At 64.2% G+C, this 22,994-nt stretch carries 23 protein-coding genes; 14 read left to right on the forward strand and 9 right to left on the reverse strand.

Annotation, left to right across the window (positions count from 1 at the left end):
* Positions 1 to 48: 48 nt before the first annotated feature.
* A complete protein-coding gene (locus FHS92_RS12715) occupies positions 49 to 1,932 on the forward strand; it encodes a 2-oxoacid:acceptor oxidoreductase subunit alpha (RefSeq protein WP_184081101.1) in 1,884 nt (627 codons plus the stop codon).
* An 82-nt stretch (positions 1,933 to 2,014) separates the two neighbouring features.
* Entirely contained in the window at positions 2,015 to 3,088 is a 1,074-nt protein-coding gene (locus tag FHS92_RS12720) for a 2-oxoacid:ferredoxin oxidoreductase subunit beta (protein WP_184081102.1), read from the forward strand.
* A 12-nt stretch (positions 3,089 to 3,100) separates the two neighbouring features.
* On the opposite strand, the gene FHS92_RS12725 is transcribed toward FHS92_RS12720, so the two are convergent.
* On the reverse strand, positions 3,101 to 3,889 hold the full coding sequence (locus FHS92_RS12725; protein WP_184081103.1) for a hypothetical protein: 789 nt from the start codon (positions 3,887 to 3,889) through the stop codon (positions 3,101 to 3,103).
* A 123-nt stretch (positions 3,890 to 4,012) separates the two neighbouring features.
* On the opposite strand from FHS92_RS12725, the gene FHS92_RS12730 reads away from it, so the two are divergent.
* Positions 4,013 to 5,389 (forward strand): cryptochrome/photolyase family protein, encoded by a 1,377-nt coding sequence (locus FHS92_RS12730; RefSeq protein ID WP_184081104.1) that lies wholly within the window; start codon positions 4,013 to 4,015, stop codon positions 5,387 to 5,389.
* 27 nt (positions 5,390 to 5,416) lie between these two features.
* Here the strand turns inward: FHS92_RS12730 and FHS92_RS12735 are convergent, their stop codons facing one another.
* The 8 genes from FHS92_RS12735 to miaA form a co-directional block, all read right to left on the reverse strand.
* The gene (locus FHS92_RS12735) at positions 5,417 to 6,373 is read right to left on the reverse strand and encodes an NAD(P)H-dependent flavin oxidoreductase (protein ID WP_184081105.1); all 957 of its coding nucleotides are present in this window, start codon (positions 6,371 to 6,373) and stop codon (positions 5,417 to 5,419) included.
* A gap of 63 nt (positions 6,374 to 6,436) precedes the next feature.
* Entirely contained in the window at positions 6,437 to 8,113 is a 1,677-nt protein-coding gene (gene leuA, locus FHS92_RS12740; RefSeq protein ID WP_184081106.1) for a 2-isopropylmalate synthase, read from the reverse strand.
* A 275-nt stretch (positions 8,114 to 8,388) separates the two neighbouring features.
* Positions 8,389 to 9,009 (reverse strand): YceI family protein, encoded by a 621-nt coding sequence (locus FHS92_RS12745; protein WP_184081107.1) that lies wholly within the window; start codon positions 9,007 to 9,009, stop codon positions 8,389 to 8,391.
* 104 nt (positions 9,010 to 9,113) lie between these two features.
* Positions 9,114 to 10,133 carry a ketol-acid reductoisomerase gene (gene ilvC / locus FHS92_RS12750; protein ID WP_184081274.1) on the reverse strand — a complete coding sequence of 340 codons (1,020 nt, stop codon included), beginning with the start codon at positions 10,131 to 10,133 and terminating at the stop codon, positions 9,114 to 9,116.
* 70 nt (positions 10,134 to 10,203) lie between these two features.
* Entirely contained in the window at positions 10,204 to 10,719 is a 516-nt protein-coding gene (gene ilvN, locus FHS92_RS12755; RefSeq protein ID WP_184081108.1) for an acetolactate synthase small subunit, read from the reverse strand.
* Positions 10,719 to 11,060: a hypothetical protein gene (locus FHS92_RS12760; protein WP_184081109.1), complete on the reverse strand. Its 342-nt coding sequence runs from the start codon at positions 11,058 to 11,060 to the stop codon at positions 10,719 to 10,721. The genes ilvN and FHS92_RS12760 overlap by 1 nt, the downstream gene beginning before the upstream one ends.
* Before the next feature lie 14 nt (positions 11,061 to 11,074).
* On the reverse strand, positions 11,075 to 12,826 hold the full coding sequence (locus tag FHS92_RS12765; RefSeq protein ID WP_184081110.1) for an acetolactate synthase 3 large subunit: 1,752 nt from the start codon (positions 12,824 to 12,826) through the stop codon (positions 11,075 to 11,077).
* Between the two features lie 126 nt (positions 12,827 to 12,952).
* Complete coding sequence (miaA, locus tag FHS92_RS12770) at positions 12,953 to 13,903, reverse strand: tRNA (adenosine(37)-N6)-dimethylallyltransferase MiaA (protein WP_184081111.1); 951 nt, start codon at positions 13,901 to 13,903, stop codon at positions 12,953 to 12,955.
* Here miaA and serB point away from each other — a divergent pair.
* From serB to FHS92_RS12825, 11 genes are all read left to right on the forward strand, one after another.
* Positions 13,902 to 14,783, forward strand: coding sequence for a phosphoserine phosphatase SerB (gene serB, locus FHS92_RS12775; protein ID WP_184081112.1), 882 nt, complete (start codon positions 13,902 to 13,904; stop codon positions 14,781 to 14,783). The two genes, miaA and serB, sit on opposite strands and share 2 nt — an antisense overlap.
* 77 nt (positions 14,784 to 14,860) lie before the next feature.
* Entirely contained in the window at positions 14,861 to 16,420 is a 1,560-nt protein-coding gene (guaA, locus tag FHS92_RS12780; protein WP_184081113.1) for a glutamine-hydrolyzing GMP synthase, read from the forward strand.
* A 98-nt stretch (positions 16,421 to 16,518) separates the two neighbouring features.
* Positions 16,519 to 16,902: a RidA family protein gene (locus FHS92_RS12785; RefSeq protein WP_184081114.1), complete on the forward strand. Its 384-nt coding sequence runs from the start codon at positions 16,519 to 16,521 to the stop codon at positions 16,900 to 16,902.
* Positions 16,903 to 16,912: 10 nt separating this feature from the next.
* Complete coding sequence (locus FHS92_RS12790; RefSeq protein ID WP_184081115.1) at positions 16,913 to 17,329, forward strand: GFA family protein; 417 nt, start codon at positions 16,913 to 16,915, stop codon at positions 17,327 to 17,329.
* A 35-nt stretch (positions 17,330 to 17,364) separates the two neighbouring features.
* On the forward strand, positions 17,365 to 17,712 hold the full coding sequence (locus FHS92_RS12795) for an ArsC family reductase (protein ID WP_184081116.1): 348 nt from the start codon (positions 17,365 to 17,367) through the stop codon (positions 17,710 to 17,712).
* Between the two features lie 54 nt (positions 17,713 to 17,766).
* The gene (locus tag FHS92_RS12800) at positions 17,767 to 18,204 is read left to right on the forward strand and encodes an RrF2 family transcriptional regulator (RefSeq protein WP_184081117.1); all 438 of its coding nucleotides are present in this window, start codon (positions 17,767 to 17,769) and stop codon (positions 18,202 to 18,204) included.
* Between the two features lie 38 nt (positions 18,205 to 18,242).
* On the forward strand, positions 18,243 to 19,115 hold the full coding sequence (panB, locus tag FHS92_RS12805; protein WP_184081118.1) for a 3-methyl-2-oxobutanoate hydroxymethyltransferase: 873 nt from the start codon (positions 18,243 to 18,245) through the stop codon (positions 19,113 to 19,115).
* A gap of 107 nt (positions 19,116 to 19,222) precedes the next feature.
* Positions 19,223 to 19,906 (forward strand): tetratricopeptide repeat protein, encoded by a 684-nt coding sequence (locus FHS92_RS12810; RefSeq protein ID WP_184081119.1) that lies wholly within the window; start codon positions 19,223 to 19,225, stop codon positions 19,904 to 19,906.
* A gap of 53 nt (positions 19,907 to 19,959) precedes the next feature.
* Complete coding sequence (locus tag FHS92_RS12815; RefSeq protein WP_184081275.1) at positions 19,960 to 21,288, forward strand: outer membrane protein assembly factor BamB family protein; 1,329 nt, start codon at positions 19,960 to 19,962, stop codon at positions 21,286 to 21,288.
* 24 nt (positions 21,289 to 21,312) lie between these two features.
* Entirely contained in the window at positions 21,313 to 22,719 is a 1,407-nt protein-coding gene (gene der / locus FHS92_RS12820) for a ribosome biogenesis GTPase Der (RefSeq protein WP_184081120.1), read from the forward strand.
* On the forward strand, positions 22,719 to 22,940 hold the full coding sequence (locus FHS92_RS12825) for a sulfurtransferase TusA family protein (RefSeq protein WP_184081121.1): 222 nt from the start codon (positions 22,719 to 22,721) through the stop codon (positions 22,938 to 22,940). Before der ends, FHS92_RS12825 begins: the two co-directional genes overlap by 1 nt.
* Positions 22,941 to 22,994: the final 54 nt, after the last annotated feature.

Raw genomic sequence — 22,994 nt, forward strand, 5'->3', positions numbered from 1 at the left:
GGAACATGCAGTTTTCCCCCACTGCCAAGAAAATACAGGATAGGTGCTATGGCGAGTGTCGCCCCTCTTTCTCCTCCGATCGATCCGGCTGACGACCAGTCGCTCGAGTCGGTTGTCGTCCGCTTTGCGGGGGACAGCGGCGACGGGATGCAGCTGACCGGCGGGCAGTTTACCCTTTCGACGGCGCTGGCGGGCAATGATCTTGCGACATTCCCGGACTTCCCGGCCGAGATCCGGGCGCCGCAAGGCACGCTCTTCGGCGTGTCCGCTTTCCAGATCAACTTCGGCTCGACGGACATCACGACCGCTGGCGATGCGCCCGATGTGCTGGTCGCGATGAACCCGGCCGCGCTCAAGACCAATGTGAAGGATCTGAAGCCTGGCGGCCTCATCATCGCGGACGAGGGTGAGTTCAACGACCGCAACCTTGCCAAGGCGAAATATGAGGCGAACCCGCTGACGGACGGGTCGCTGGCGCAATGGCAGCTCCTCTCGCTCAACATTTCCCAGCTTACCCTCGACAGCGTCAAGCCCTTTGGTCTTGGCAACAAGGAAGCGCTGCGCTGCAAGAATATGTGGACGCTGGGTCTGGCGCTGTGGATGTTCGATCGCGATCGCCAGCCGATCGTTGCCTGGCTCAAGGCGAAGTTCGCCAAGGCCCCGGAACTCGCCGACGCCAATATCGCCGCGCTCGATGCGGGCCATGCTTATGGCGAAACGGCGGAGATCAGCGGCGAAGGTCTGGGCCTCAAGCAGCATCATGTGCCGTCCGCCGCCGTGCCGTCGGGCCTCTACCGCACCGTGACCGGCGCCGAAGCCATCTCGCTGGGCCTTGTGGCTGGAACGCAGCTTGCCGGATTGCCGATGTTCTTCGGCGGCTATCCGATCACTCCTGCCAGCGCGATCCTGCATCACCTGTCCCGCCTCAAGGAATATGGCGTCACGACCTTCCAGGCGGAGGACGAGATCGCGGCGATCGCCTCGGCCATCGGCGCAAGCTATGCCGGATCGCTTGGCATCACCAGTTCGTCCGGGCCGGGCATCGCGTTGAAGGGTGAGGCGATCGGCCTTGCCATCATGACCGAGCTGCCGCTTGTTATCGTCAACTCGCAGCGCGGCGGCCCGTCCACCGGCCTCCCCACCAAGACCGAGCAGTCGGACCTCTATCAGGCGGTCTATGGCCGTAATGGCGACGCGCCCATGCCGGTGATTGCTGCGCGCTCGCCCGCCGACGCGTTCGAATGCGCTATCGAGGCATGCCGGATCGCCGTGCAGTATATGACCCCGGTCATGCTGCTGACCGACGGCTATATCGCCAACGCTGCCGAACCGTGGAAGGTGCCGGACATGGCCACTTTCGCGCCCTTCCCGGTGACGTTCATGGACACTGCGCAGGAAGGCGGCTTCCTGCCCTATGCCCGCGACGAAAAGCTGAAACGCCCGTGGGTAAAGCCCGGCACGCCCGGCCTGATGCACCGTATTGGCGGCATCGAAAAAGGCGTCAACACCGGCCATATCGAATATTCGCCTGCCAACCATCAGGCGATGACCGACATCCGCCAGAACAAGGTGCTCGGCATCGCTGACAGCCTGCCCGATCAGGATGTCTCGCTCGGCACCGACAGTGGCAAGCTGGTGGTGGTGGGCTGGGGATCGACCTTCGGCCCGATCCACCAGGCGGTGCGCCGCGCCCGCGCCAAGGGCCGCGACGTCTCGCATGTCCATATCCGCCATATCTGGCCGCTGCCCAAGAATCTGGGTACGCTGCTCAAGGGCTATGAGAAGATCATCGTGCCGGAAATGAACACTGGCCAGTTGAAGACCGTGCTACGCGACCAGTATCTCGTCGATGCCAAGCCGCTCAACAAGGTGTCGGGCCAGCCGTTCCGGATTGCGGAAATCGAGGCGGCGATTGAAGATGCATTGAAATAAGTCCGTCACCCCAGCGAAGGCTGGGGTCTCAAGAGGCGGGAGATGCCAGCCTGCGCTGGCATGACGGGAAAGGAAGACAATTATGAACGATATGACCCCCGTAGCGAAGATGACGCCCAAGGACTGGGAGACCGATCAGGAGGTCCGCTGGTGCCCCGGTTGCGGCGACTACGCGATCCTGAAAGCGGTTCAGCGCACCCTGCCGGAAATCGGCGCGCGCCCGGAAAGCACGGTGTTCGTCTCGGGCATCGGCTGCTCGTCGCGCTTCCCTTATTATGTGGAAAGCTATGGTTTCCACACCATCCATGGCCGCGCGCCGGCGGTGGCTACGGGCGTCAAGCTCGCCAACCCGGAACTCGACGTGTGGATCATCACGGGTGATGGCGACGCGCTCTCGATCGGCGGCAACCACACGATGCACATTCTGCGCCGCAATCTCGATTGCCAGATCCTGCTGTTCAACAACGAGATCTACGGCCTGACCAAGGGCCAATATTCGCCGACCAGCCGTGAAGGCACACGCAGCCCTTCGACGCCGTTCGGTTCCGTCGACCGCCCTGCCAAGCCCGCCGCTTTCGCTTTGGGCAGCGGTGCGCGGTTCGTCGCGCGCGGGTTCGACGTCAGCAAGAACCTTCCCGATGTGCTCAAGGCCGCTTATGCCCACAAGGGCGCGGCGTTCGTGGAAATCTTCCAGAACTGCATCGTCTATAACAAAGACGTGTTCGCCGACTTTACCGAGAAGAAGAACGCGGATGACGGCCAGCTCTGGCTCGAAAACGGCAAGCCGATGCTGTTCGGGAAGGGCGCCAAGGGCATTGCCCTCGATCGTGAGGCCCTGACCCTCAAAGTGGTCGATGTCGTCGATGGCGACTGGCAGGCGGCCGACGTGATCGTCCATGATGTCACCAATCGCTCGGTCGCGCACATGTTGGTCGAAATGCCGTTCGGCAGCTTCCCGATGGCGCTGGGCGTGCTCTATGACGATCCCGCTCCCAGCTTCGAAAGCGCTGTCGTCGCCCAGAACGAGCAGGCCGCCAAGGGCAAGACACCCGACCTGCAAAAGCTGGTCAGCCAAGGGCAGACTTGGACCGTTGGCTCCGGCGCGGAAACCGACGCCGCCGAAGCGGGCAGCGCGGGGTCAGGGCCGGAGCTATAAGCTCCGCCTGCCTCAGAAATACAATGAGCGTCCCAATATCGCCGCGAAGGCGATCAGGATTGCCGCGCCGCCGATAATGACAGGCCGGTTACGCGCAAGACTGAACGGCTTTGGCGCGTCCAGAGGTGCGATCGCATAGCCCACAGAAATGAAACCGGCGAGTCCGCCGAAGGATGATGCCACCGCCGACATGATCGTGATGATCAGCCCGACTGGGTTGAGCAGGCCGACAAGAATAGCCCCGGCCCCGGCTCCGGCATAAAAACCGTGCGCAATTGTCTTGCGCACCGCGTCGGTTTGAGGGCCAGTCCCGATCATGCCGTTAAGCGATCGGATGGCGGCGCGTACCAGCAGAATATAAGCGGCAATGCCGAAAAGCAGTTCGCCCACCCGGATGACGACCGGCATGGGCAACCCCTCAAGCCCGCCGCCTTCCCCTGTGCCCAGATCGCCAAAGCCCGATACGCCCGAAAAGGCAAAATAGCCCGCCGCGACGAAGGCTTCACTCACCCATATCAGCCACAGGACCAGCCGCGCCCTGTCCTGTGTCGCGCGCGTCCACAACGCGTAAGCCCACACGGCAAGCACGGCATTAACGGTAACGCCGGCGCAGGACACGACAACGCTCCGCCAGCCGGCCAGCCCGGTACAATCGACATAGTAAGCGCCGATCGTCGCGACATGGCCGCCCAGCGCCGCACACGCCACCGCGTGGCCACCGATCTCATGCCACATGGTCAGCAGCGGGTGAATGGCCATGGATAGCCCTAATATGGTCAACAGATCGACGTTTGGTTTCATCGCGCGGTCCCCGCTGGTTTCCCGCAGCGTATCGGGCCGACGATGATGGAGCCAGGATGAAAAAGGCATCCTTGCGATGAATTGAGGGATACCCGATTTGCCTTTCGCGCGTTAGGCACGGGCATGTCCAAACCGACCCTCCTCTGGCTGCGCCGTGACCTGCGCCTGCGCGATCAGGCTGCGCTCCTTGCGGCGGTGGAGGAGGGGCCGGTCATTCCGGTCTACATCCTGGACGATCACGGGCCGAAGTACCGCATCATGGGCGCAGCGTCGCGCTGGTGGCTGCACCATAGCCTTGCGGCGCTCGACGCCGCGCTGCGCGCCAGGGGATCGCGGCTGATCCTGCGGCGGGGCAAAGCCGCCGATGTGCTCGCGGCGCTTGCGGACGAAAGCGGCGCGGGGCGTGTTCATGCCATCGCCCACTATGAACCCTGGTGGCGCAATGCAGAACGGGACGTTGCCAAGCGGCTCGATCTGGTCTGTCATGACGGCAACTATCTGCTCCCGCCCGCGACGGTGAAAACCGGTTCGGGTGGCCCGTACAAGATTTTCACGCCTTTCTCCCGCGCCGTTGTGGAGCATATGCCGCCGCCCGCCCCGCGCCCCGCGCCCGCACATATGTCCGCGCCCGACCACTGGCCGAAGAGCGAAACGCTGGACGAATGTAGCCTGCTGCCGACGAAGCCCGATTGGGCGACCGGTATGGCGGAGGAATGGACGCCCGGGGAGGAGGGCGCGCACGAACGGCTCGACGACTTCGTGGACAAGGCGTCCGATTATGACGAGGCCCGCAATCTTCCCTCGCAGGAGGGATCGTCCCGCCTGTCGCCGCATCTGCATTTCGGCGAGATCTCGCCCGCGGCGGTGTGGCATGCCCTGCGCGGCCGCAGCGCGGGGGTGACGACCTTCCGCACCGAAATCATCTGGCGTGACTATGCGCAGAACATCATCCTGACCTACCCCGACTACGGCAAGGCCAACGGGAAAGCGGCCTTCGACACGCTCCCATGGCGCTCCACATCGGAGGCGCGCGCCGACATCTCCGCATGGAAGAAAGGCCTGACCGGCTACCCGATCGTCGATGCGGGCATGCGGCAGCTGTGGACGAGCGGCTGGATGCACAACCGCGTGCGGATGATCGCGGCGAGCTTCCTCATCAAGCATCTGCTGGTCGACTGGCGGGTGGGCGAGGCGTGGTTCTGGGACACGCTGGTCGATGCCGACTACGGCAATAACTCGGTCAACTGGCAGTGGGTGGCGGGCAGCGGTGTCGACGCCAACATGTTCGGTCGCATCATGGCGCCGCTGGTCCAGTCACCGAAATTCGATGCCGGGGACTACATCCGCCAGTGGGTGCCCGAACTCGCGCACATCCAGGGTGACGCCGTGCATGATCCCGATGCCCATGGCTGCCGCCCCGCCGACTACCCCGCCAAGATCATCGGCCACCGCGAAGCGCGGGAGCGGGCCTTGGCGGCCTACCGACACGTCAAGGGCTGAACGGCCGCACCCGTGCCACATTCGCGGTCAGGAACAAAGCTGGCGGCGCGCCTCTTCATATTCTTCGATCAGCCGCTCGATCAGCTGCGCAGCGGGCAGGATCGATTCGATCGCCCCGATGCCCTGACCCGAGCCCCATATGTCCTTCCATGCCTTGACTGCGGTATCCCCGCCGAAGTTCATTGCGCTGGGGTCGCTTTCCGGCAGATGGTCGGGGTCCAGCCCGGCCGCGACGATCGACGCGCGCAGATAGTTGCCATGCACGCCGGTGAAAAGGTTGGTGTAGACGATATCGTCCGCGTGCCCATCGGCGATGCCCTGCTTGTAGGCCTCGACCGCGTTGGCTTCGCGGGTCGCGATGAACGCGCTGCCGATATAGGCGAGGTCGGCGCCTAGGGCGCGCGCCGCTAATACCGAGCGGCCATGCGCGATGGCGCCCGACAGCGCCAGCGGCCCGTCGAACCACTGGCGGATTTCCTGCACCAGCGCGAAGGGTGACTGCGTGCCCGCATGTCCCCCGGCACCCGTCGCGACCGCGATAACGCCGTCCGCGCCCTTCTCGATCGCCTTGCGCGCGAACCGGTCGTTGATGACATCATGGAACACGACGCCGCCCCAGCCCTTCACTGCGGCGTTCACGTCCTCGCGCGCACCCAGCGACGTGATGACGATCGGCACCTTCCATTTGGCGCAGGTCGCCATGTCCTCTTCGAGTCGGCTGTTGGATTTGTGAACGATCTGGTTGACCGCAAACGGAGCAGCGGGGGCATCCGGATGATCGCGGTCCCATGCCGCGCGGGCCTCGGTAATCTGGTGCAGCCATTCGTCGAGCTGGCTCTGCGGTCGCGCGTTGAGAGCCGGAAAGCTGCCGACGATACCCGCACAGCACTCCGCGATGACCAGCTCCGGCCCGGAGACGATGAACATCGGCGCGGCCATGGCGGGCAGGCGCAAAGTGTCGAACAACGGCGTGGGCAACGGCATCAAAACTCCCCCGGATTGGATGATGCGGCGTAACAATCACCAAACCGGGGAGGTTGCAACCCCCTAGGCGCTCGCCAACGCCACGCCGTTCGCCGCCGAGAGCACCGCTTTCACGGATGCCGTAGCGACATCGCTATCGAGACCCGCGCCAAAAAATGTGCGGCCATCCGGCGTCCGGCACTCGACATAGGCGGCGGCGTTCACATCCGTGCCTGCGCCGACCGCATGTTCGCTATAATCCGCGATCTCCAAATCGACTCCGAGTTCCTCGCGCAGCGCACACAGGATGCTCGACAACAAGCCATTGCCGCGCCCGGAAATGCTGCGTTCCTCGCCGTCCAGCGTGATCCGCCCGACGAAGATGCGGTCGCCGGCCGCCCCGCTTTCCTGATAGTCGACCAGCTCGAATCGCTGGCCTTCGGTCAGGCGATAATGCGACTCGAAGGCCTGCCAGATGTCGTTGGCGTTAAGCTCGCGGCTGGTCTGATCCGCGACGCCCTGCACCACGCGGCTGAAATCGGCCTGCATACGCTTGGGCAGTTTGAGGCCCTTGTCCTGTTGCAACACCCACGCGACGCCGCCCTTGCCGGACTGCGAATTGACGCGGATGACCGCTTCGTAGTTGCGGCCCAGATCGGCGGGATCGATCGGCAGATAGGGTACGTCCCACAGCTGGTCGTTGCGCGCTTCCTGCGCCGCAAAGCCCTTCTTGATCGCGTCCTGATGGCTGCCGGAAAAGGCGGTGAACACCAGCTCGCCCGCATAGGGATGGCGCTGGTGCACGGGCAGCTGGTTGCAATATTCGACCGTCTGGATGACCTCGTCGATGTCCGAGAAGTCGAGCAGCGGGTTCACGCCCTGCGTGTACAGGTTGAGGCCGACTGTCACCAGATCGCAATTGCCGGTGCGCTCGCCATTGCCGAACAGGCATCCCTCGACCCGGTCCGCACCCGCCATCAGACCCAGTTCCGCCGCCGCGACTCCGGTGCCCCGGTCGTTATGCGGGTGCAGGCTGATGACCACGGCGTCGCGCTTGCTGATGTGGCGGCACATCCACTCGATCTGGTCGGCGTAGATATTGGGGGTCGCCGCCTCGACCGTGGCGGGCAGGTTTAGGATCAGCGGCTTTTCCGCCGTCGGCTGCAGGATGTCCATCACCGCCTCACAGCATTCCAGGCTGAAATCCAGCTCGGCGGTGGAGAAGGTCTCGGGCGAATATTCGAAATGCCAGTCGGTGTCCGGGCGCTTGGCCGCCTCGTCGCGCAACAGTTTGGCGGCATCGATAGCGATCTTCTTGATCTCGTTGCGCTCCATGCCGAACACGATGCGCCGCCATGCGGGCGACACCGCATTGTAGACATGGACGATCGCGCGCTTCGCGCCCTCCAGGCTCTGGAACGTCGTCTCGATGAGGTCGCGTCGCGCCTGGGTCAGCACCTGAATCGTCACGTCGTCGGGGATCGCGCCGGAGCGCACCAGCCCGCTAATGAAATCGAACTCGGTTGCGCCCGCGGACGGAAAACCGACTTCGATCTCCTTCAGTCCGACCTTGATCAAAAGTTCGAAGAAGCGCTGCTTCTTTTCCGCGTTCATCGGGTCGATCAGCGCCTGATTGCCATCGCGCAGATCGGTGGAGAGCCAGCGCGGCGGCTTCGTGATCGTGCGGCTCGGCCATTGCCGGTTGGGCAAATCAACCTGCGGGAACGGACGGTATTTCTGTGAGGGGTCGGACAGCATCATGACATGAAATTCCTGCAACAACGAACGGCGCGAGAGCCGGAGCGACTAGGACGAAGGTGAAATGCCCTTAGGCGGTCGCGCGGCCGTCAGCGGCCAGCACCAGAGACACGCCTAAGGGCGTGTAAGTCGTAGAAGAAGGCAGGACAGGGCGCGAGCGGTCTGCATGATGCTCGCGCCTTAGCGGTAACGGGCGGGGAATGTCCACCCTTTTGTTGCGGGGGGAGGACGAAGCCGGACCGGTCGCAAGGGGCCACACGATCCGGCTTCACCGCAGACTATTTGTCGAATTCGGCGACGATCTTCAGCTCGACCGCGTCGCCGACCATCGGTACGGCCATGCCCAGGCCGAAGTCGCTGCGCTTGATTGCGGCGGTTGCGGAAAAGCCGATCATTTCCTTCTTCGACATCGGGTTCGTGCCCGCGCCCACGAAGCTCGCGTCGAGTGTCACGGGCTTGGTCACGCCATGGATGGTGAGGTTGCCGGTGATGTCCGCGTCGGTGCCATCGATCTTGACGCTGGTCGATTCGAACGTGGCATTGGGGAATTTCGCGGCGTCGAAAAACTGCGCGCTCATCAGATGCTCATCCAGCTTGGCGATACCGGTGCGGATATTCGCGACCGGAAAGCTGATGCTGACCTTCGCATCGGCGGGCTTTTTCGGGTCGAGGGTCAGGCTGCCGGTGGGCATGGCGATGACGCCAACATTGTTGGTGATGCCCATGTGATTATACGCAAACAGCACCTGCGTATGCCCGGGGTCGACAGCATAGGTTCCACCGGTAACCCGTGCCGGGTCCGCTGCGCCGGGGGTGGCGGGCGCTCCGGCCTGCGCAACGAGCGCGGCGCTGGTGAAGAGGCCGATGGCGGCTATGGCGGCAATGGGGAGGGTTCGCATGGACAGTCTCCTGAAAAGGAAAGGGGGGACCCGCTCTATAGCCGGTCCCCCCTGTCTGTGCCAGACGCCGTTGCGCACGGATTACCCGCGCGCGACGAACCGTGTCAGTTCTTTTCTTTGTCGACCAGCTTGTTGGCGCCGATCCAGGGCATCATCGCGCGCAGCTGCGCACCGGTCTTCTCGATCGGGTGCGCGGCGGCAAGCTTGCGGCTGGCCTTCAGCTCCGGCTGACCAGCGCGGTTGTCGAGGATGAAGCGCTTCACGAAACGACCGGACTGGATGTCGGCCAGCACGCGCTTCATTTCCGCCTTCGTCTCATCGGTGATGATGCGCGGGCCGGTGTGGATGTCGCCATATTCCGCGGTGTTGCTGATCGAATAGCGCATGTTGGCGATGCCGCCCTCATACATCAGGTCGACGATCAGCTTCACTTCGTGGAGGCATTCGAAATAAGCCATTTCGGGGGCATAGCCCGCCTCGACCAGCGTTTCGAAACCGGCGGTGATCAGGTGAGAAAGACCACCGCACAGCACGGCCTGCTCACCGAAAAGGTCGGTTTCGCACTCTTCCTTGAACGTCGTCTCGATGATGCCCGACCGGCCGCCGCCGACGCCCGACGCATAGGATAGGGCGACGTCATGCGCGTTACCGGTCGCATCCTGATGCACCGCGATGAGGCAGGGGACGCCGCCGCCGCGCACATATTCGCTGCGCACGGTGTGGCCGGGGCCCTTGGGCGCGATCATGAACACGTCGATGTCGGCGCGCGGCTCGATCAGGCCGAAATGCACGTTGAGGCCATGGGCAAAGGCGAGCGCCGCGCCGGGCTTCATGTTCGCGTGCAAATCATTCGCATAGATCGCCGCCTGATGCTCGTCGGGGGCAAGGATCATCAGCACGTCGGCCCATGCGGCGGCGTCGGCATTGCTCAACACTTTGAAGCCCGCGCCTTCGGCCTTCTTGGCAGTCGCCGAGCCGGCGCGCAGGGCAATCGCGACTTCGGCAACGCCGCTGTCGCGCAGGTTCTGCGCATGGGCATGGCCCTGGCTGCCATAGCCGACAATGGCGACTTTCTTGCCCTTGATCAGGCCGATATCTGCATCACGATCGTAATAAACGCGCATTTTCATCTCTTTCTGTTGATTGGGTTCGCCCGGACGGGCGGGGGATGGAAAACGATACTGCTTAGGAAATTCAGGAGGCGTCCTTGCCCCGAATGATGCCAACCACGCCGGTGCGGCCGACCTCGACCAGACCGATACCGCGCATCAGGTTGACGAATGTATCGACCTTTTCGGTCGTGCCGGTAATCTCGAAAACGAAACTCTCGGTCGTAGTGTCGACGACCTTGGCGCGGAACACTTCGGCAAGGCGCAGCGCCTCGATCCGGTGCTCGCCTGTGCCGGCGACCTTCACCAGTGCCAGTTCGCGTTCGACGAACGGGCCGTTGTCGGTCAGGTCAGCGACCTTGTGCACCGGCACCAGACGGTCGAGCTGAGCGATGATCTGGTCGATCACGCGGGGCGGGCCGTTGGTGACGACGGTGATGCGGCTGATCGAATGATCGGCCGTGATGTCGGCGACCGTCAGGCTGTCGATATTGTACCCGCGCGCGGTGAACAGGCCCGCGATCCGCGCGAGGATACCCGCCTCGTTCGCGACCGTCAGCGACAGCACATGGCGCTCGGTCTTTTCTTCCGCAATGTGCATTACTCGTCTTCCCCGTGTTCTTCCGTGTCGTGACGCACGGACAGCATGCCCGTCATCGCGTAGTGCCAGTCGCCGTCCAGCCGGTGGGCGATCCGCACCGGAAAGCCGACGAAGGCGTCATAAATCTTGGTCAGGCGCTCACCCACATAGCGCGGGCTGACCAGCACCCGGCCATGGTGCACATCGTTAAGGTCGTAGCCGTGGTCCAGCATGACCTCCCATTCTTCCAACTCGTCGATGGCATAGTCGATCGTCCATCCGGTGAGTTCGCTCGTGCCATTGGTCCGCTCGAAATCCCATGGCTCGCTCACATGGATGCGCAGCTTGAGATGAGCGGTCATGATCCTGCCTTTCCCTACACCAGAGCCTTGGCTTCGTCGTTCATGGTGCCCGAGACCTGGCTGGGGTCAAGCAACATATCCGTATGTGCCGCCCCGGACGGAATCATCGGGAAACAGTTGGACAGGCGCGCCACGCGGCAATCCACCATCACCGGCCCGGGCGTTTCGATCATCTGGCGAATGCCCGCCTCCAGTTCCTGCGGCCCCTCGATGCGGATGCCGGTCCAGCCATAGGCTTCGGCCAGCTTCACGAAATCGGGCAGGCTGTCGGAATAGCTGTTGGAATAGCGGCTTTCATAGGTCAGTTCCTGCCACTGGCGGACCATGCCCATATATTCGTTGTTGAGGATGAAGATCTTGACCGGCAGGCGATATTGCGTCGCCGTGCCCAGTTCCTGAATGTTCATCTGGATCGATGCGTCACCCGCGATGCAGACGACGAGCGAGTCCGGATTGCCCATCTGCGCGCCGATCGCCGCCGGGAAACCATAGCCCATCGTGCCGAGCCCGCCCGACGTCAGCCATTTGTTGGGATCGTCGAAGTGGTAATGCTGCGCGGCCCACATCTGATGCTGGCCGACCTCGGTCGTGATGATGACATCCTTGCCGGTTGCACGCGTCGCCGTGAACAGGTCCGCAATGGCCCGCTGCGGCATGATCTCTATGCCGTCCTCGATATACCCGAGGCTCTTGCGGGCCCGCCATCCGGTGATGCGGCTCCACCACTCGGTCAGGTCGGCGGGCTTGTGCGCTTGCGCTTTCAACCCCGCGATGATCTCCGCCATCGCCCCGCCGACATCCGCGACGATGGGCAGGTCGACGACGACATTCTTGTTGATCGAGCTGCGATCGATGTCGACATGGATCTTTTTGCTTTCGGGCGAGAACGCGTCCAGCCGTCCCGTCACCCGGTCATCGAAACGCGCGCCCAGACAGATGATCAGGTCCGCCCGGTTCATTGCCATATTGGCTTCATAGGTGCCGTGCATGCCCAGCATCCCCAGCCATTGCGGCGAGGAGGCCGGGAAAGCGCCCAGACCCATCAGCGTCGACGTCACCGGCGCGCCGGTCATCTCCGCCAGCTCGCGCAGCAGTGCGCTGGCCTCTGGCCCCGCGTTGATAACGCCACCGCCGGTGTAGAGGATCGGCCGCTCTGCCTGTGCGATCATCTCGACCGCGCGCGCAACGGCGGCCGCGTCGGGCTTGACCTGCGGGCGATAGCTGGGGTGCTCGTTCGCATCGGGCTTGCTATAGGGCGCGGTGGCGACCTGCACGTCCTTGGGAATGTCGATAACGACCGGTCCCGGTCGCCCGGACGTCGCGATATGGAACGCCTCATGAATGATGGCGCCGAGCTTCGCGGGCGACTTCACCAGATAGTTATGCTTGGTGCAGTGCCGTGTCAGGCCGACCGTGTCCGCTTCCTGAAACGCATCGGTGCCGATCAGGTGCGTGGCGACCTGTCCGGTGATGACGACCATCGGGATCGAATCCATCAGCGCGTCGGTGATGCCGGTGATGGCATTGGTTGCGCCCGGACCGGACGTCACCAGCACGACGCCGGGCTTGCCGGTCGAACGGGCGTAGCCCTCCGCCATATGCGTCGCGCCCTGCTCGTGGCGGACGAGAATATGCTTGATCGTGGGGTGATTATAGAGCGCGTCGTAAATCGGCAGCACGGCGCCGCCGGGATAGCCGAACACGACTTCGACCCCCAGATCCACCAGGCACTGCACCAATATATCTGCGCCGCTGCGTTCGGCCACGCTCATTCTCCTTATGGGATGTCGGATCCGCCCCCAACCCCCCGCGCGCATTGCGCGAAGCGGGGTTGATTGGCAAGTCCGACAATGGACGGCGCGTCTATGAGAAACAAAATTCTATGTCAACAATTAAATGAGTAATTTTATTACGTTTTCAATAGATTTTTTGTTATCGATTGGTTCGTGAACCTGCGGCCATTCAGCGGGTAGCTGCCGGGAAAACCACGTATATTGCCGCTTGGCATATTGCCGGGTCGCGAGAGTCGCGCGTGCGATCGCGTCCTCCCGGCTCCAGTCCCCGTTCAACCATCCGGACAGCTCCGGCACGCCGATCGCGCGCATGACCGGAAGCTCGGGCGACAGGGTGCGGGCGAGCAACGCTTCCACTTCCTCTATTGCGCCCCGCTCCATCATCAGGGCGAAGCGTTGGTCGCACCGCTCCGTCAGCCAGTCGCGCGGTGGGAGGAGGACAACCGGGCGCAGGTCGATGCTGTCGCCAATTCCACCGGCTTTCTGCTGGCGCCACCACAGGATGCTTCGCCCGGTGGAGCGCACGACTTCGAGCGCACGGGCCACGCGGGCGCTGTCCGCCGGGGCGAGGCGGTGCGCGCTTTCCGGATCTTCGCCGAGCAGCGCCGTATGGGCATCGGCGACCGGCATCGCGCGGACCTCGGCCCGGATCGCCGGATCGATGTCGGGGATCGGCGCGATCCCGTCCAGCAGGGTGCGGATGTAAAGCCCAGTCCCTCCGACCAGAATGGGCAACCGCCCCGCTCTGTGCGCCTGCGCGATTTCCGTCTTTGCCTCATCCGCCCAGCGCGCAGCGGAACAGGCCTGCGCCCCGTCGATATGGCCAAACAGCCGGTGCGGCGCGCGCGCCATGTCGCTGGCGTCCGGCCGGGCGGACAGCACCGCGAGGTCGCGATACACCTGGCTCGCATCGGCGTTGACGACCACGCCGTCGGTCGCTTCGGCGAGCGCCAGTGCAATCGCGCTCTTGCCGCTGGCGGTCGGCCCGGCGATAAGCGCGACGCGGGGGCGGGCGGATTCGTCCTGCTGTGCTGGATCGGGAGTGCTCATGTTCGTCGCCACCTTAGTCGCAAGCAACGCCCTGGGGCAGGGGGATATTGACGAAGCCGCCGATCGGCTCGGCGACGCCGGTTGCAACCCCGATGTCTGGACCGTGACCGCACCGGACAAGGCGGCGGATCTGTTCTTCACGCAGGATCCTGCCGCCGCGCGTGCCGCGCTCGCAACGCTGCCCAATCACATTGACGTCATCGTCCAGCCGGTCGCCGGGCGCGAGAAGAAGCTGATCGTCGCCGACATGGATTCGACGATGATCACGATCGAATGCATCGACGAATTGGCCGACTATGCCGGGATCAAGGCTCAGATTGCCGACGTCACCGAGCGTGCGATGCGCGGCGAGCTGGATTTCGCTGAGGCATTGAACGCTCGCGTCGCCCTGCTCGCCGGGCTGGATGAGGCGATGATCGACCGGTGCCGCACCGAGCGTGTCCGCATCATGCCCGGCGCTAAGGCGCTGGTCCGCACCATGGCGGCGCGCGGCGCGCACAGCGTATTGGTTTCGGGCGGCTTCACCCGCTTTGCTGATCCGGTGGGAAAGGAGATCGGCTTTGCCCGCGTCGTTGCCAATGTGCTCGACATTGCGGACGGCGCGCTCGCCGGGACGGTACAGACGCCGATCGTCGACAGCGCCCGCAAGCAACATGAGCTGGAAACGGCGATGGCCGAACATGGCATCGCCCAGCCGCTTACGCTGGCGGTGGGCGATGGCGCGAACGACATCCCGATGCTCGCCGCCGCAGGGCTCGGCGTTGCCTATCACGCCAAGGAAAAAGCGCGCGCGGCGGCGGATGCCGAAATCCGCTATGGCGATCTGTCCGTTCTGCTTCATGCGCAGGGCATACCGATGGACCAGTGGGTGAGGGAATAAGCCGCGCTCCCTCTCTGGACAGTTGCGGGCGAGCGGCCTAACCGGCTCTCACCCCGCCAGACGAGAAAGCGATTCCCATGACCGTGCACGCCCATCAGTCGATCCTGATCGTCGATTTCGGGAGTCAGGTCACGCAATTGATCGCCCGCCGCGTGCGCGAAGCCGGGGTCTACAGCGAAATCGCCCCCTTCAACGCCGCCGCTGAAGCGTTCGATCGCCTCAAGCCCAACGGGATCATCCTTTCGGGCGGTCCGTCCTCGGTGATGTGGGACGACAGCCCGCGCGCGCCGCAAGCCTTCTTTGACGCCGGCATCCCGATCCTGGGCATCTGTTACGGCCAGCAGACGATGATGGAGCAGCTGGGCGGCAAGGTCGAAGGTGGCGAGGGTGGCGAATTCGGCCGCGCGTTCATCGACGTGACCGGAACCTGCACCCTGTTCGATGGCCTCTGGGCCCCGGGCGAAAAGCATCAGGTTTGGATGAGCCATGGCGACAAGGTCACCCGCTTGGCCGATGGCTTCGAAGTCGTCGCCACCAGCGAGGGCGCGCCCTATGCCATCGTCGCGAACGAGGCGAAGCGCTTCTACGCGATGCAGTTCCACCCGGAGGTCGTCCACACCCCCGACGGCGGCAAGCTGATCGCCAATTTCGTGCGCCATGTCTGCGGCTGCGCGGGCGACTGGTCGATGGCCGAATTCCGCGCCACCAAGATCGCCGATATCCGCGCGCAGGTCGGCAAGGGCCGCGTGATCTGCGGCCTGTCAGGCGGGGTCGATTCGGCGGTGGCCGCCGTGCTGATCCACGAAGCGATCGGCGACCAGCTCACCTGCGTGTTCGTCGATCACGGCCTGATGCGCCTTAATGAAGCGGAGCAGGTTGTTGCGCTGTTCCGCCAGCATTACGGCATCAACCTCGTCCATGTCGACGCGAGCGAAACCTTCCTCGGCGGCCTCGCGGGCGTCACCGATCCGGAAGCCAAGCGCAAGTTTATCGGCAAGGCGTTCATCGACCTGTTCGAGGAACAAGCCCGGGCCGTCGGCGGCGCGGACTTCCTTGCACAGGGCACGCTGTATCCCGACGTGATCGAAAGCGTCAGCTTCACCGGCGGGCCGTCCGTGACCATCAAGAGCCACCACAATGTCGGCGGCTTGCCCGACCGCATGAACATGAAGCTGGTCGAACCACTGCGCGAGCTGTTCAAGGATGAAGTGCGCGTTCTCGGCAAGGAACTCGGCCTGCCCGACATCTTCGTCGGCCGCCACCCGTTCCCTGGACCCGGCCTCGCCATCCGCATTCCCGGCGAGGTCACGCAGGAACGCTGCGACATCCTGCGCAAGGCGGACGCCGTCTACCTCGAGGAAATCCGCAACGCCGGGCTTTACGACGCCATCTGGCAGGCTTTCGCCGTCCTCCTCCCCGTGCGCACCGTGGGCGTGATGGGCGACGGGCGGACCTATGATTGCGTCTGCGCCCTGCGCGCCGTGACCTCCACCGACGGAATGACCGCAGACATCTACCCCTTCGACGCGGCCTTCCTCAGCCGCGTCGCCACCCGCATCATCAACGAGGTGAAGGGCATCAACCGCGTCGTGTACGATTATACCAGTAAGCCCCCCGGCACGATCGAGTGGGAGTAATTCGGATCTAGCGACCATCCGGGGGATGGTCGTCCGAATTACTCGGTCGCGCAAGCGACCGCAGCCTTTTGCCGCAACACCATGACCAAGGACCCATCATGACCCGCACCCTCATCTCTTCCGGTTCCCCCTTTGAAACGCAGGTCGGCTACAGCCGCGCGGTGGTGCAGGGTGACTGGTGCTTCGTGGCGGGCACGACCGGCGCGGACCCGGACACCAAAACCTACCCCGAATCGGTCGCCGAGCAGGCACGCCACGCGCTCAACACGATCGAGGCGGCGCTGGAAAAGGGCGGCTTCGCCCTCGCCGATGTCGTGCGCGCCAATTATTACATCACGGATCCGAGCTATTGGGATCTCATCGGCCCGGTGCTGGGCAAGGCATTCGGCGAAGTCCGCCCGGCGGCGACCTGCGTCGTCGTGCAGCTCATCAAGCCGGAAATGAAGATCGAGATCGACGTGACGGCGCTCAGGAAGAGCTGACGGCCGCCGGATGCTCGCTCTCTCCTGCCATTGCGGCGAGGTGACCCTCGTCATCGCGCGAAAGCCCGACTTCATCCACGCCTGCAACTGCACCCTATGCGCCAAGACCGGTGCGCATTGGGGCTATTTCGATCCATCAGAGGTCACCGTCACCGGAACGGCAAGCGCCTATTCCCGCACCGACAAGGGTGATCCCGCCGTCGCCATTCGGTTTTGCGGGCATTGCGGATCGACCACCCATTTCGCGATGACGGAAAGCGGCGCGGCGCGCTATGGCAACAGCATGATGGGCGTCAATATGCGCCTCGCCGATGAGCAGGACCTCTCCGGGGTCGAGCGACGCTACCCGGACGGACGGGGCTGGTCCGGCGAAGGAGCGTTCAGTTATGTGCGGGACCCGGAGATCATTGGCGGGGCCGACGTCTAAAGAGGGACAGGCAAGATCTAGAGAAGGAATTCCGCATGACCATCACCATGTACGGCATCCCCAATTGCGACACGATCAAGAAAGCCCGCACCTGGCTGGACGGGCAGGGAATTGCCTATCAGTTCCACGACTACAAGAAAGCCGGGGTGGACGCCGCCGCTCTGCGCGGCTGGGTGGAGGAACATGGCTGGGAAGTGCTGCTCAACCGGGCGGGCACGACGTTCCGCGCACTGCCCGATGCCGACAAGCAGGGGATGGATGCCGACAAGGCCATCGCGCTGATGCTCGCCAACCCCTCGATGATCAAGCGGCCGGTGCTCGATCTGGGCGACCGGCGGATCGTCGGTTTCAAGCCGGATATCTATTCCGCCGCACTGGGATGAAAAATCTCAACCACCTGACTTGAATTTTGCGGCGGCGGAGCCGAATGTGCCGCCATGCTTTCGCAAAAGACCCGGTACGCCATCCGCGCACTCCAACATCTGGCTGATCATTATGGCAAGGGGCCGGTTCCCCTCACCGACATCGCCGACACGCAAAACATTCCGTCCAAATTCCTGACCGTCATTCTCTCCGAAATGTCGCGCGAAGGATTGGTGGCGACGCAGCGCGGGCGGGATGGCGGCTACTGGCTTGCGCTTCCTCCCGTCGATATCAGCTATGGCGACATCGTGCGGCTGACGCGCGGGTCGCTGGCGCTCACCCCCTGCGCGAGCCGCTTTGCGCATGAGCAATGCAAGAACTGCCTGCCCGAAAGCGAATGCCGACTCCACCGCGTGATGCTGCGTGTGCGCGACGAAACCGCCAGGGTGCTCGACGGGATCAGCCTTGCCGAAGTGCTCCCCTTTCCGGACGTCGCACGCGAAAGCGTCTAGGACTCGCCCTCTCCGCCCTTTGGCGCTAGGGATGAACCATGTCGACAACCTTCACGCTGGAAAGCAGCACCAGCCGCGCCAATCCCACGCCCGCTCCCATGAAGCGCCTGACCGTGCCCGCCATCCGCGCGCGCAAGGTGGATGGCGCGACGGCGGATCCCATCGTGATGCTGACGGCCTATACCGCGCGCATGGCGCAGTTGCTCGATCCGCATTGCGACATGCTGCTGGTCGGCGATTCGCTGGGGCAAGTGGTCTATGGCTTGCCATCAAGTGTGCCGGTGACGCTCGACATGATGTGCGCGCACGGCGCGGCGGTGGTGCGGGGCAGCTATCACAGCGTTGTCGTGGTCGACATGCCGTTCGGAACCTATGAACAGTCGCCGGAACAGGCCTTTGCCAGTGCCGCGCGTATCCTCAAGGAAACCGGCGCGGCCGCCGTCAAGCTGGAAGGCGGCGAGGCGATGGCGGAGACGATCGCATTCCTCTCCGCACGCGGCATTCCGGTCTGCGCCCATGTCGGCCTGACGCCGCAGGCGGTGAATGCGCTGGGCGGCTATGGCGCGCGCGGGCGCAGCGAGGCGGAAGCCGACAAGATCCTAGCCGATGCACGCGCCGTGGCCGATGCGGGCTGTTTCGCGCTAGTGATCGAAGGCGTTATGGAACCGCTCGGCGTCGCGATCACGCAGGCGGTGGCCTGTCCCACCATCGGTATCGGCGCATCGGCGCAATGCGATGGGCAGGTACTGGTCATCGACGACATGCTGGGCATGTTTGAGCGGGTGCCGCGCTTCGTGAAGCGCTTCGCCAACGTCGCCGACACCATAAGCGCGACCGCGGCGCAATACGCGCAGGCGGTGCGCGACCGCAGCTTTCCCGGCGAGGAGCAGGTCTATCGCCCGAAAAAATAGGCGCGGCCCGGCCCGTCCCACCGGCATGGGCGTTTGGCACTTGGCCAAATTCCCAACAGCCTCTAAGGTCCGCGCGCTCTACCCCGTTTTCCTGTTGGAGAAGTGCCTTGGCTCTTACGCCATCGACTGACGAAGCCTTTTTGCGCGAAGTGGATGAAGCGGTCCGGCAGGACCAGCTTCGCACCGCGTGGCAACGCTATGGCCTGATGATCGTCGGCGCCATTGTTGCGGGGCTCGTGCTGTTTGGCGGCACTCTTTACTGGCGGCAGCATACGCAGCAGGAATCGGGCAAGGTCGCCGAGCAGGCGGGCGATGTCGTCGATGTCGTCGTGCGCGGCGGCACACCGGACCCCAAGGCGCTGGCCGCGCTCGAGAAGGCGGACCAGCCCGGCTATCGTGCCGCAGCCGCGCTCCTCAAGGCCGCCGATACTGCGAAAAAGGGCGACCGCAAGGCTGCAGCCGCACTCTATGGTCAGATGGCGGCCGACACCAAGCTCGCCCAGCCTTACCGCGATCTCGCTCTGGTACGGCAGGTGGCGCTCAATTTCGATACCATGACCCCGCAGCAGGTTGTCGACACGCTCAAGCCGCTCGCCGTGGCGGGTGAGCCTTGGTTCGGCAGTGCGGGCGAGATGACCGCCATCGCCTATATGAAGATGCGCAAGCCCGACCTTGCCGGGCCGATATTCGCTGCCATTGCAAAGGATGAACAGGTGCCGCAGACCCTGCGCGGCCGTGCACGGCAGATGGCAGGGTTGCTCGGCGTTGACGCCGTGGCGCCGCAAGAATGACGATCGAGAGGATGAAGGCCCCCATGCACATGACGTCGACCGGGAATAAAAAGATGCTGTCCCACGCGCGCCCGTTCCTGATGATCGCCCTGGTGGCCGCACTGTCGGGTTGCGGCATCATCGGCGGCGGCAAGAACAAGGGCCCCAAGACTCCGGTCGTGGGTGATCGTATCTCGATCCTGTCCACCGAGCAGGGCGTCGTTGCCGATCCGACGCTGGCCGGTGTGCCCGTTTCGCTTCCCGATCCCGTTGTGAACGCCGATTGGGCGCAGCCCGGCGGCAACGCGTCCAAGATGATGGGCCATGTCGCGCTGGCGACCTCACCGCAAAAGGTCTGGACCGCTTCTGTCGCGGGCAGCACGCCCCGCGCGCGCCTCGCCGCGCCGCCGGTGGTGCTCGGTGGCAAGCTGTTCGTGATTGATGCCGACGCCAACGTGGTCGCGTTTGACGCGAAAAGCGGTGCCAAACTGTGGCAGGCATCGATGCCTGCCGAGGGCAACGGCCGTTCGCTGTTCGGCGGCGGCGTCAGCGCTCTGGGCGACCGCCTGTTCGTGACCACCGGGGTGGGCGATGTCGCCGCGCTCAACGCGGCGAACGGATCGGTCATCTGGAAGAAGCGCATTGGTGGACCGCTGCGTGGATCGCCCACGCTCGCCAATGATCATGTCTATGTGATGAGCCAGGACAACCAGCTCTTCGCGCTCAACCAGAGCGACGGCGAGACGCAGTGGACGGAGTCCGGCACGGTGGAAACGACCGGCGTGTTCGGCGTCGCCGCGCCTGCCGCAGGGCAGGGCACGGTCATCGCGGGCTATAGCTCGGGCGAACTGACCGCCTATCGCTACGAGAACGGCCGAAGCCTGTGGGGCGACGCGCTGTCACGCACCAGCATCTCCACATCGGTCGCCGCGCTGGCCGATATCGACGCCGACCCGGTGATCGACCGGGGCCGCGTGTTCGCCATCGGGCAGGGCGGGCGCATGGCGTCCTACGAACTGGTCAGCGGCCAGCGCCTGTGGGAAATCAACATCGCGGGCATCTCGACCCCGACCGTCGCGGGCGAGTGGGTTTTCGTGGTGACCGATGATGCCAAGCTGCTGTGCGTTTCGCGCGCATCGGGCAAGATCCGCTGGATCAGCCAGCTGAAGCGGTGGAAGAGCGAGAAGAACCGCAAGGGCGCCATCCGCTGGACCGGGCCGCTGCTCGCCGGTGGTCGTCTGATACTGGTGTCCACGCAGGGCGATGTCGTCTATGCGGACCCCGGCAACGGCGATCTGGTGTCGAAGGGCGACGCGGGTGATTCCCTGTCGCTGCGTCCCATCGCTGCCGACAACATGCTCTATTTCCTCACCGACAAGGGGCGTATCATCGCCTTCCGTTGAGGCTTGATTGAAGGACTCGAGTACATGCTGCCCATCGTTGCCATAGTCGGGCGGCCCAACGTCGGCAAATCGACGCTTTTCAACCGGCTGGTCGGCAAGAAGCTCGCGCTGGTCGACGATCAGCCGGGCGTCACGCGCGACCGGCGGGAAGGGGAGGCGAACCTGCTCGACCTCCACTTCCGCATTGTCGACACAGCCGGCTATGAGGATGAAGACCCGCAGAGCCTGCCGGGGCGCATGCGCCGCCAGACCGAAGCCGCCGTGCGCGACGCCGACGTTGCGCTCTTCATGATCGATGCGCGCGCCGGGTTGACCCCGCTGGACGAGGATATTGCCCGCTGGCTGCGCGAGAGCGATACGCCGGTCATCCTTGTCGGCAACAAGGCGGAAGGCAAGGCGGCCGAAGACGGCCTCCTCGAAGCGTGGAGCTTGGGGCTGGACGAGCCGCTCGCGCTGTCGGCCGAACATGGGCAGGGTCTGGCCGAACTCTATCAGGCGCTCATGCCGCATATCGAGCGGGTCGAGCAGGAAATCGCGCAGGCTCGTGCGGACGCCGGTATCGTCGAAGCCGAGATCGATCCCGATGACGAGGAAGCGCAGGACAACGCCCCGCTGAAGCTCGCCATCGTCGGGCGTCCCAATGCGGGCAAGTCGACGCTCATCAACCGGATCCTGGGAGAGGAGCGCCTGATCACCGGCCCGGAAGCGGGCATCACGCGCGACAGTATCGCGATCGATTGGGACTGGACCGATGCCGACGGGCGTGTGCGCACCGTCCGCCTGATCGACACCGCCGGGATGCGCAAGCGCGCCAAGGTGCAGGACAAGCTCGAAAAGCTCGCCGTTGCCGATGGCCTGCACGCGGTGGATTTTGCCGAAGTGGTCGTGCTGTTGCTCGACGCGACGCTGGGGCTGGAGGCGCAGGATCTGCGCATCGCCGACCGTGTGCTGAAAGAAGGGCGCGCGCTCGTCATCGCCATTAACAAATGGGATGTCTCGGCCAACGGTTCTTCGCTTTATCAGGGTATCCGCAAGGCGCTGGACGAAGGCTTGGCGCAGGTGAAGGGCGTGCCGCTGCTCACCGTCTCGGCCGCGACCGGCAAGGGGCTGGACGACCTGCTCCAGACCGCGTTCGAAACGCGCCGCATCTGGTCGCAGCGCGTCTCCACCGGCCTCCTAAACCGCTGGTTCGAGCATGCTCTGGAAACCAATCCACCGCCCGCGCCCGGCGGCAAGCGCATCAAGCTGCGCTACATGACGCAGGCGAAGACGCGTCCGCCCGGTTTCGTGCTGTTCGGGACGCGGCTGGAGCTGCTGCCGGAAAGCTATAACCGCTACCTCATCAACGGCATCCGGCGGGAACTGGGCTTCGGCGCCGTCCCCGTCCGGCTGATGTTGCGCAGCGCGAAGAATCCCTTCGGCAAGGACTGATGGACGACGATCTGCCGATCGATCCAGTGATTGTGGACGCGCGGGGGATGCGCTGCCCCTGGCCGGTGCTGCGCGCGGAGCGGGCCTTGCGCATCGCTCATGCGGTCAAGATCATTGCGGACGATCCGATCGCGGACGGCGAACTGGCCGCATTGGCACAGGCGCGCGACTGGCGCTTTGTCCGCCTGACGGGAATTCAGTTTATGCTTTGGAAACAATGATTTGCACTTATTGCGAGCAGCGCGGTAACCCAAAGTTTACGGATAGACTCTAGA

It is taken from the genome of Sphingobium subterraneum, assembly GCF_014199435.1.
In the GTDB taxonomy this organism is placed as follows: domain Bacteria; phylum Pseudomonadota; class Alphaproteobacteria; order Sphingomonadales; family Sphingomonadaceae; genus Sphingobium; species Sphingobium subterraneum.

Excerpts from the sequence above, each read along its gene's own strand:
- FHS92_RS12715 (WP_184081101.1), top strand. The coding sequence starts at position 49 with ATGGCGAGTGTCGCCCCTCTTTCTCCTCCGATCGATCCGGCTGACGAC.
- FHS92_RS12720 (WP_184081102.1), top strand. The coding sequence starts at position 2,015 with ATGAACGATATGACCCCCGTAGCGAAGATGACGCCCAAGGACTGGGAG.
- FHS92_RS12725 (WP_184081103.1), bottom strand. The coding sequence starts at position 3,889 with ATGAAACCAAACGTCGATCTGTTGACCATATTAGGGCTATCCATGGCC.
- FHS92_RS12730 (WP_184081104.1), top strand. The coding sequence starts at position 4,013 with ATGTCCAAACCGACCCTCCTCTGGCTGCGCCGTGACCTGCGCCTGCGC.
- FHS92_RS12735 (WP_184081105.1), bottom strand. The coding sequence starts at position 6,373 with ATGCCGTTGCCCACGCCGTTGTTCGACACTTTGCGCCTGCCCGCCATG.
- leuA (WP_184081106.1), bottom strand. The coding sequence starts at position 8,113 with ATGATGCTGTCCGACCCCTCACAGAAATACCGTCCGTTCCCGCAGGTT.
- FHS92_RS12745 (WP_184081107.1), bottom strand. The coding sequence starts at position 9,009 with ATGCGAACCCTCCCCATTGCCGCCATAGCCGCCATCGGCCTCTTCACC.
- ilvC (WP_184081274.1), bottom strand. The coding sequence starts at position 10,133 with ATGCGCGTTTATTACGATCGTGATGCAGATATCGGCCTGATCAAGGGC.
- ilvN (WP_184081108.1), bottom strand. The coding sequence starts at position 10,719 with ATGCACATTGCGGAAGAAAAGACCGAGCGCCATGTGCTGTCGCTGACG.
- FHS92_RS12760 (WP_184081109.1), bottom strand. The coding sequence starts at position 11,060 with ATGACCGCTCATCTCAAGCTGCGCATCCATGTGAGCGAGCCATGGGAT.
- serB (WP_184081112.1), top strand. The coding sequence starts at position 13,902 with ATGTTCGTCGCCACCTTAGTCGCAAGCAACGCCCTGGGGCAGGGGGAT.
- miaA (WP_184081111.1), bottom strand. The coding sequence starts at position 13,903 with ATGAGCACTCCCGATCCAGCACAGCAGGACGAATCCGCCCGCCCCCGC.
- guaA (WP_184081113.1), top strand. The coding sequence starts at position 14,861 with ATGACCGTGCACGCCCATCAGTCGATCCTGATCGTCGATTTCGGGAGT.
- FHS92_RS12785 (WP_184081114.1), top strand. The coding sequence starts at position 16,519 with ATGACCCGCACCCTCATCTCTTCCGGTTCCCCCTTTGAAACGCAGGTC.
- FHS92_RS12790 (WP_184081115.1), top strand. The coding sequence starts at position 16,913 with ATGCTCGCTCTCTCCTGCCATTGCGGCGAGGTGACCCTCGTCATCGCG.
- FHS92_RS12795 (WP_184081116.1), top strand. The coding sequence starts at position 17,365 with ATGACCATCACCATGTACGGCATCCCCAATTGCGACACGATCAAGAAA.
- FHS92_RS12800 (WP_184081117.1), top strand. The coding sequence starts at position 17,767 with ATGCTTTCGCAAAAGACCCGGTACGCCATCCGCGCACTCCAACATCTG.
- panB (WP_184081118.1), top strand. The coding sequence starts at position 18,243 with ATGTCGACAACCTTCACGCTGGAAAGCAGCACCAGCCGCGCCAATCCC.
- FHS92_RS12815 (WP_184081275.1), top strand. The coding sequence starts at position 19,960 with ATGCTGTCCCACGCGCGCCCGTTCCTGATGATCGCCCTGGTGGCCGCA.
- der (WP_184081120.1), top strand. The coding sequence starts at position 21,313 with ATGCTGCCCATCGTTGCCATAGTCGGGCGGCCCAACGTCGGCAAATCG.
- FHS92_RS12825 (WP_184081121.1), top strand. The coding sequence starts at position 22,719 with ATGGACGACGATCTGCCGATCGATCCAGTGATTGTGGACGCGCGGGGG.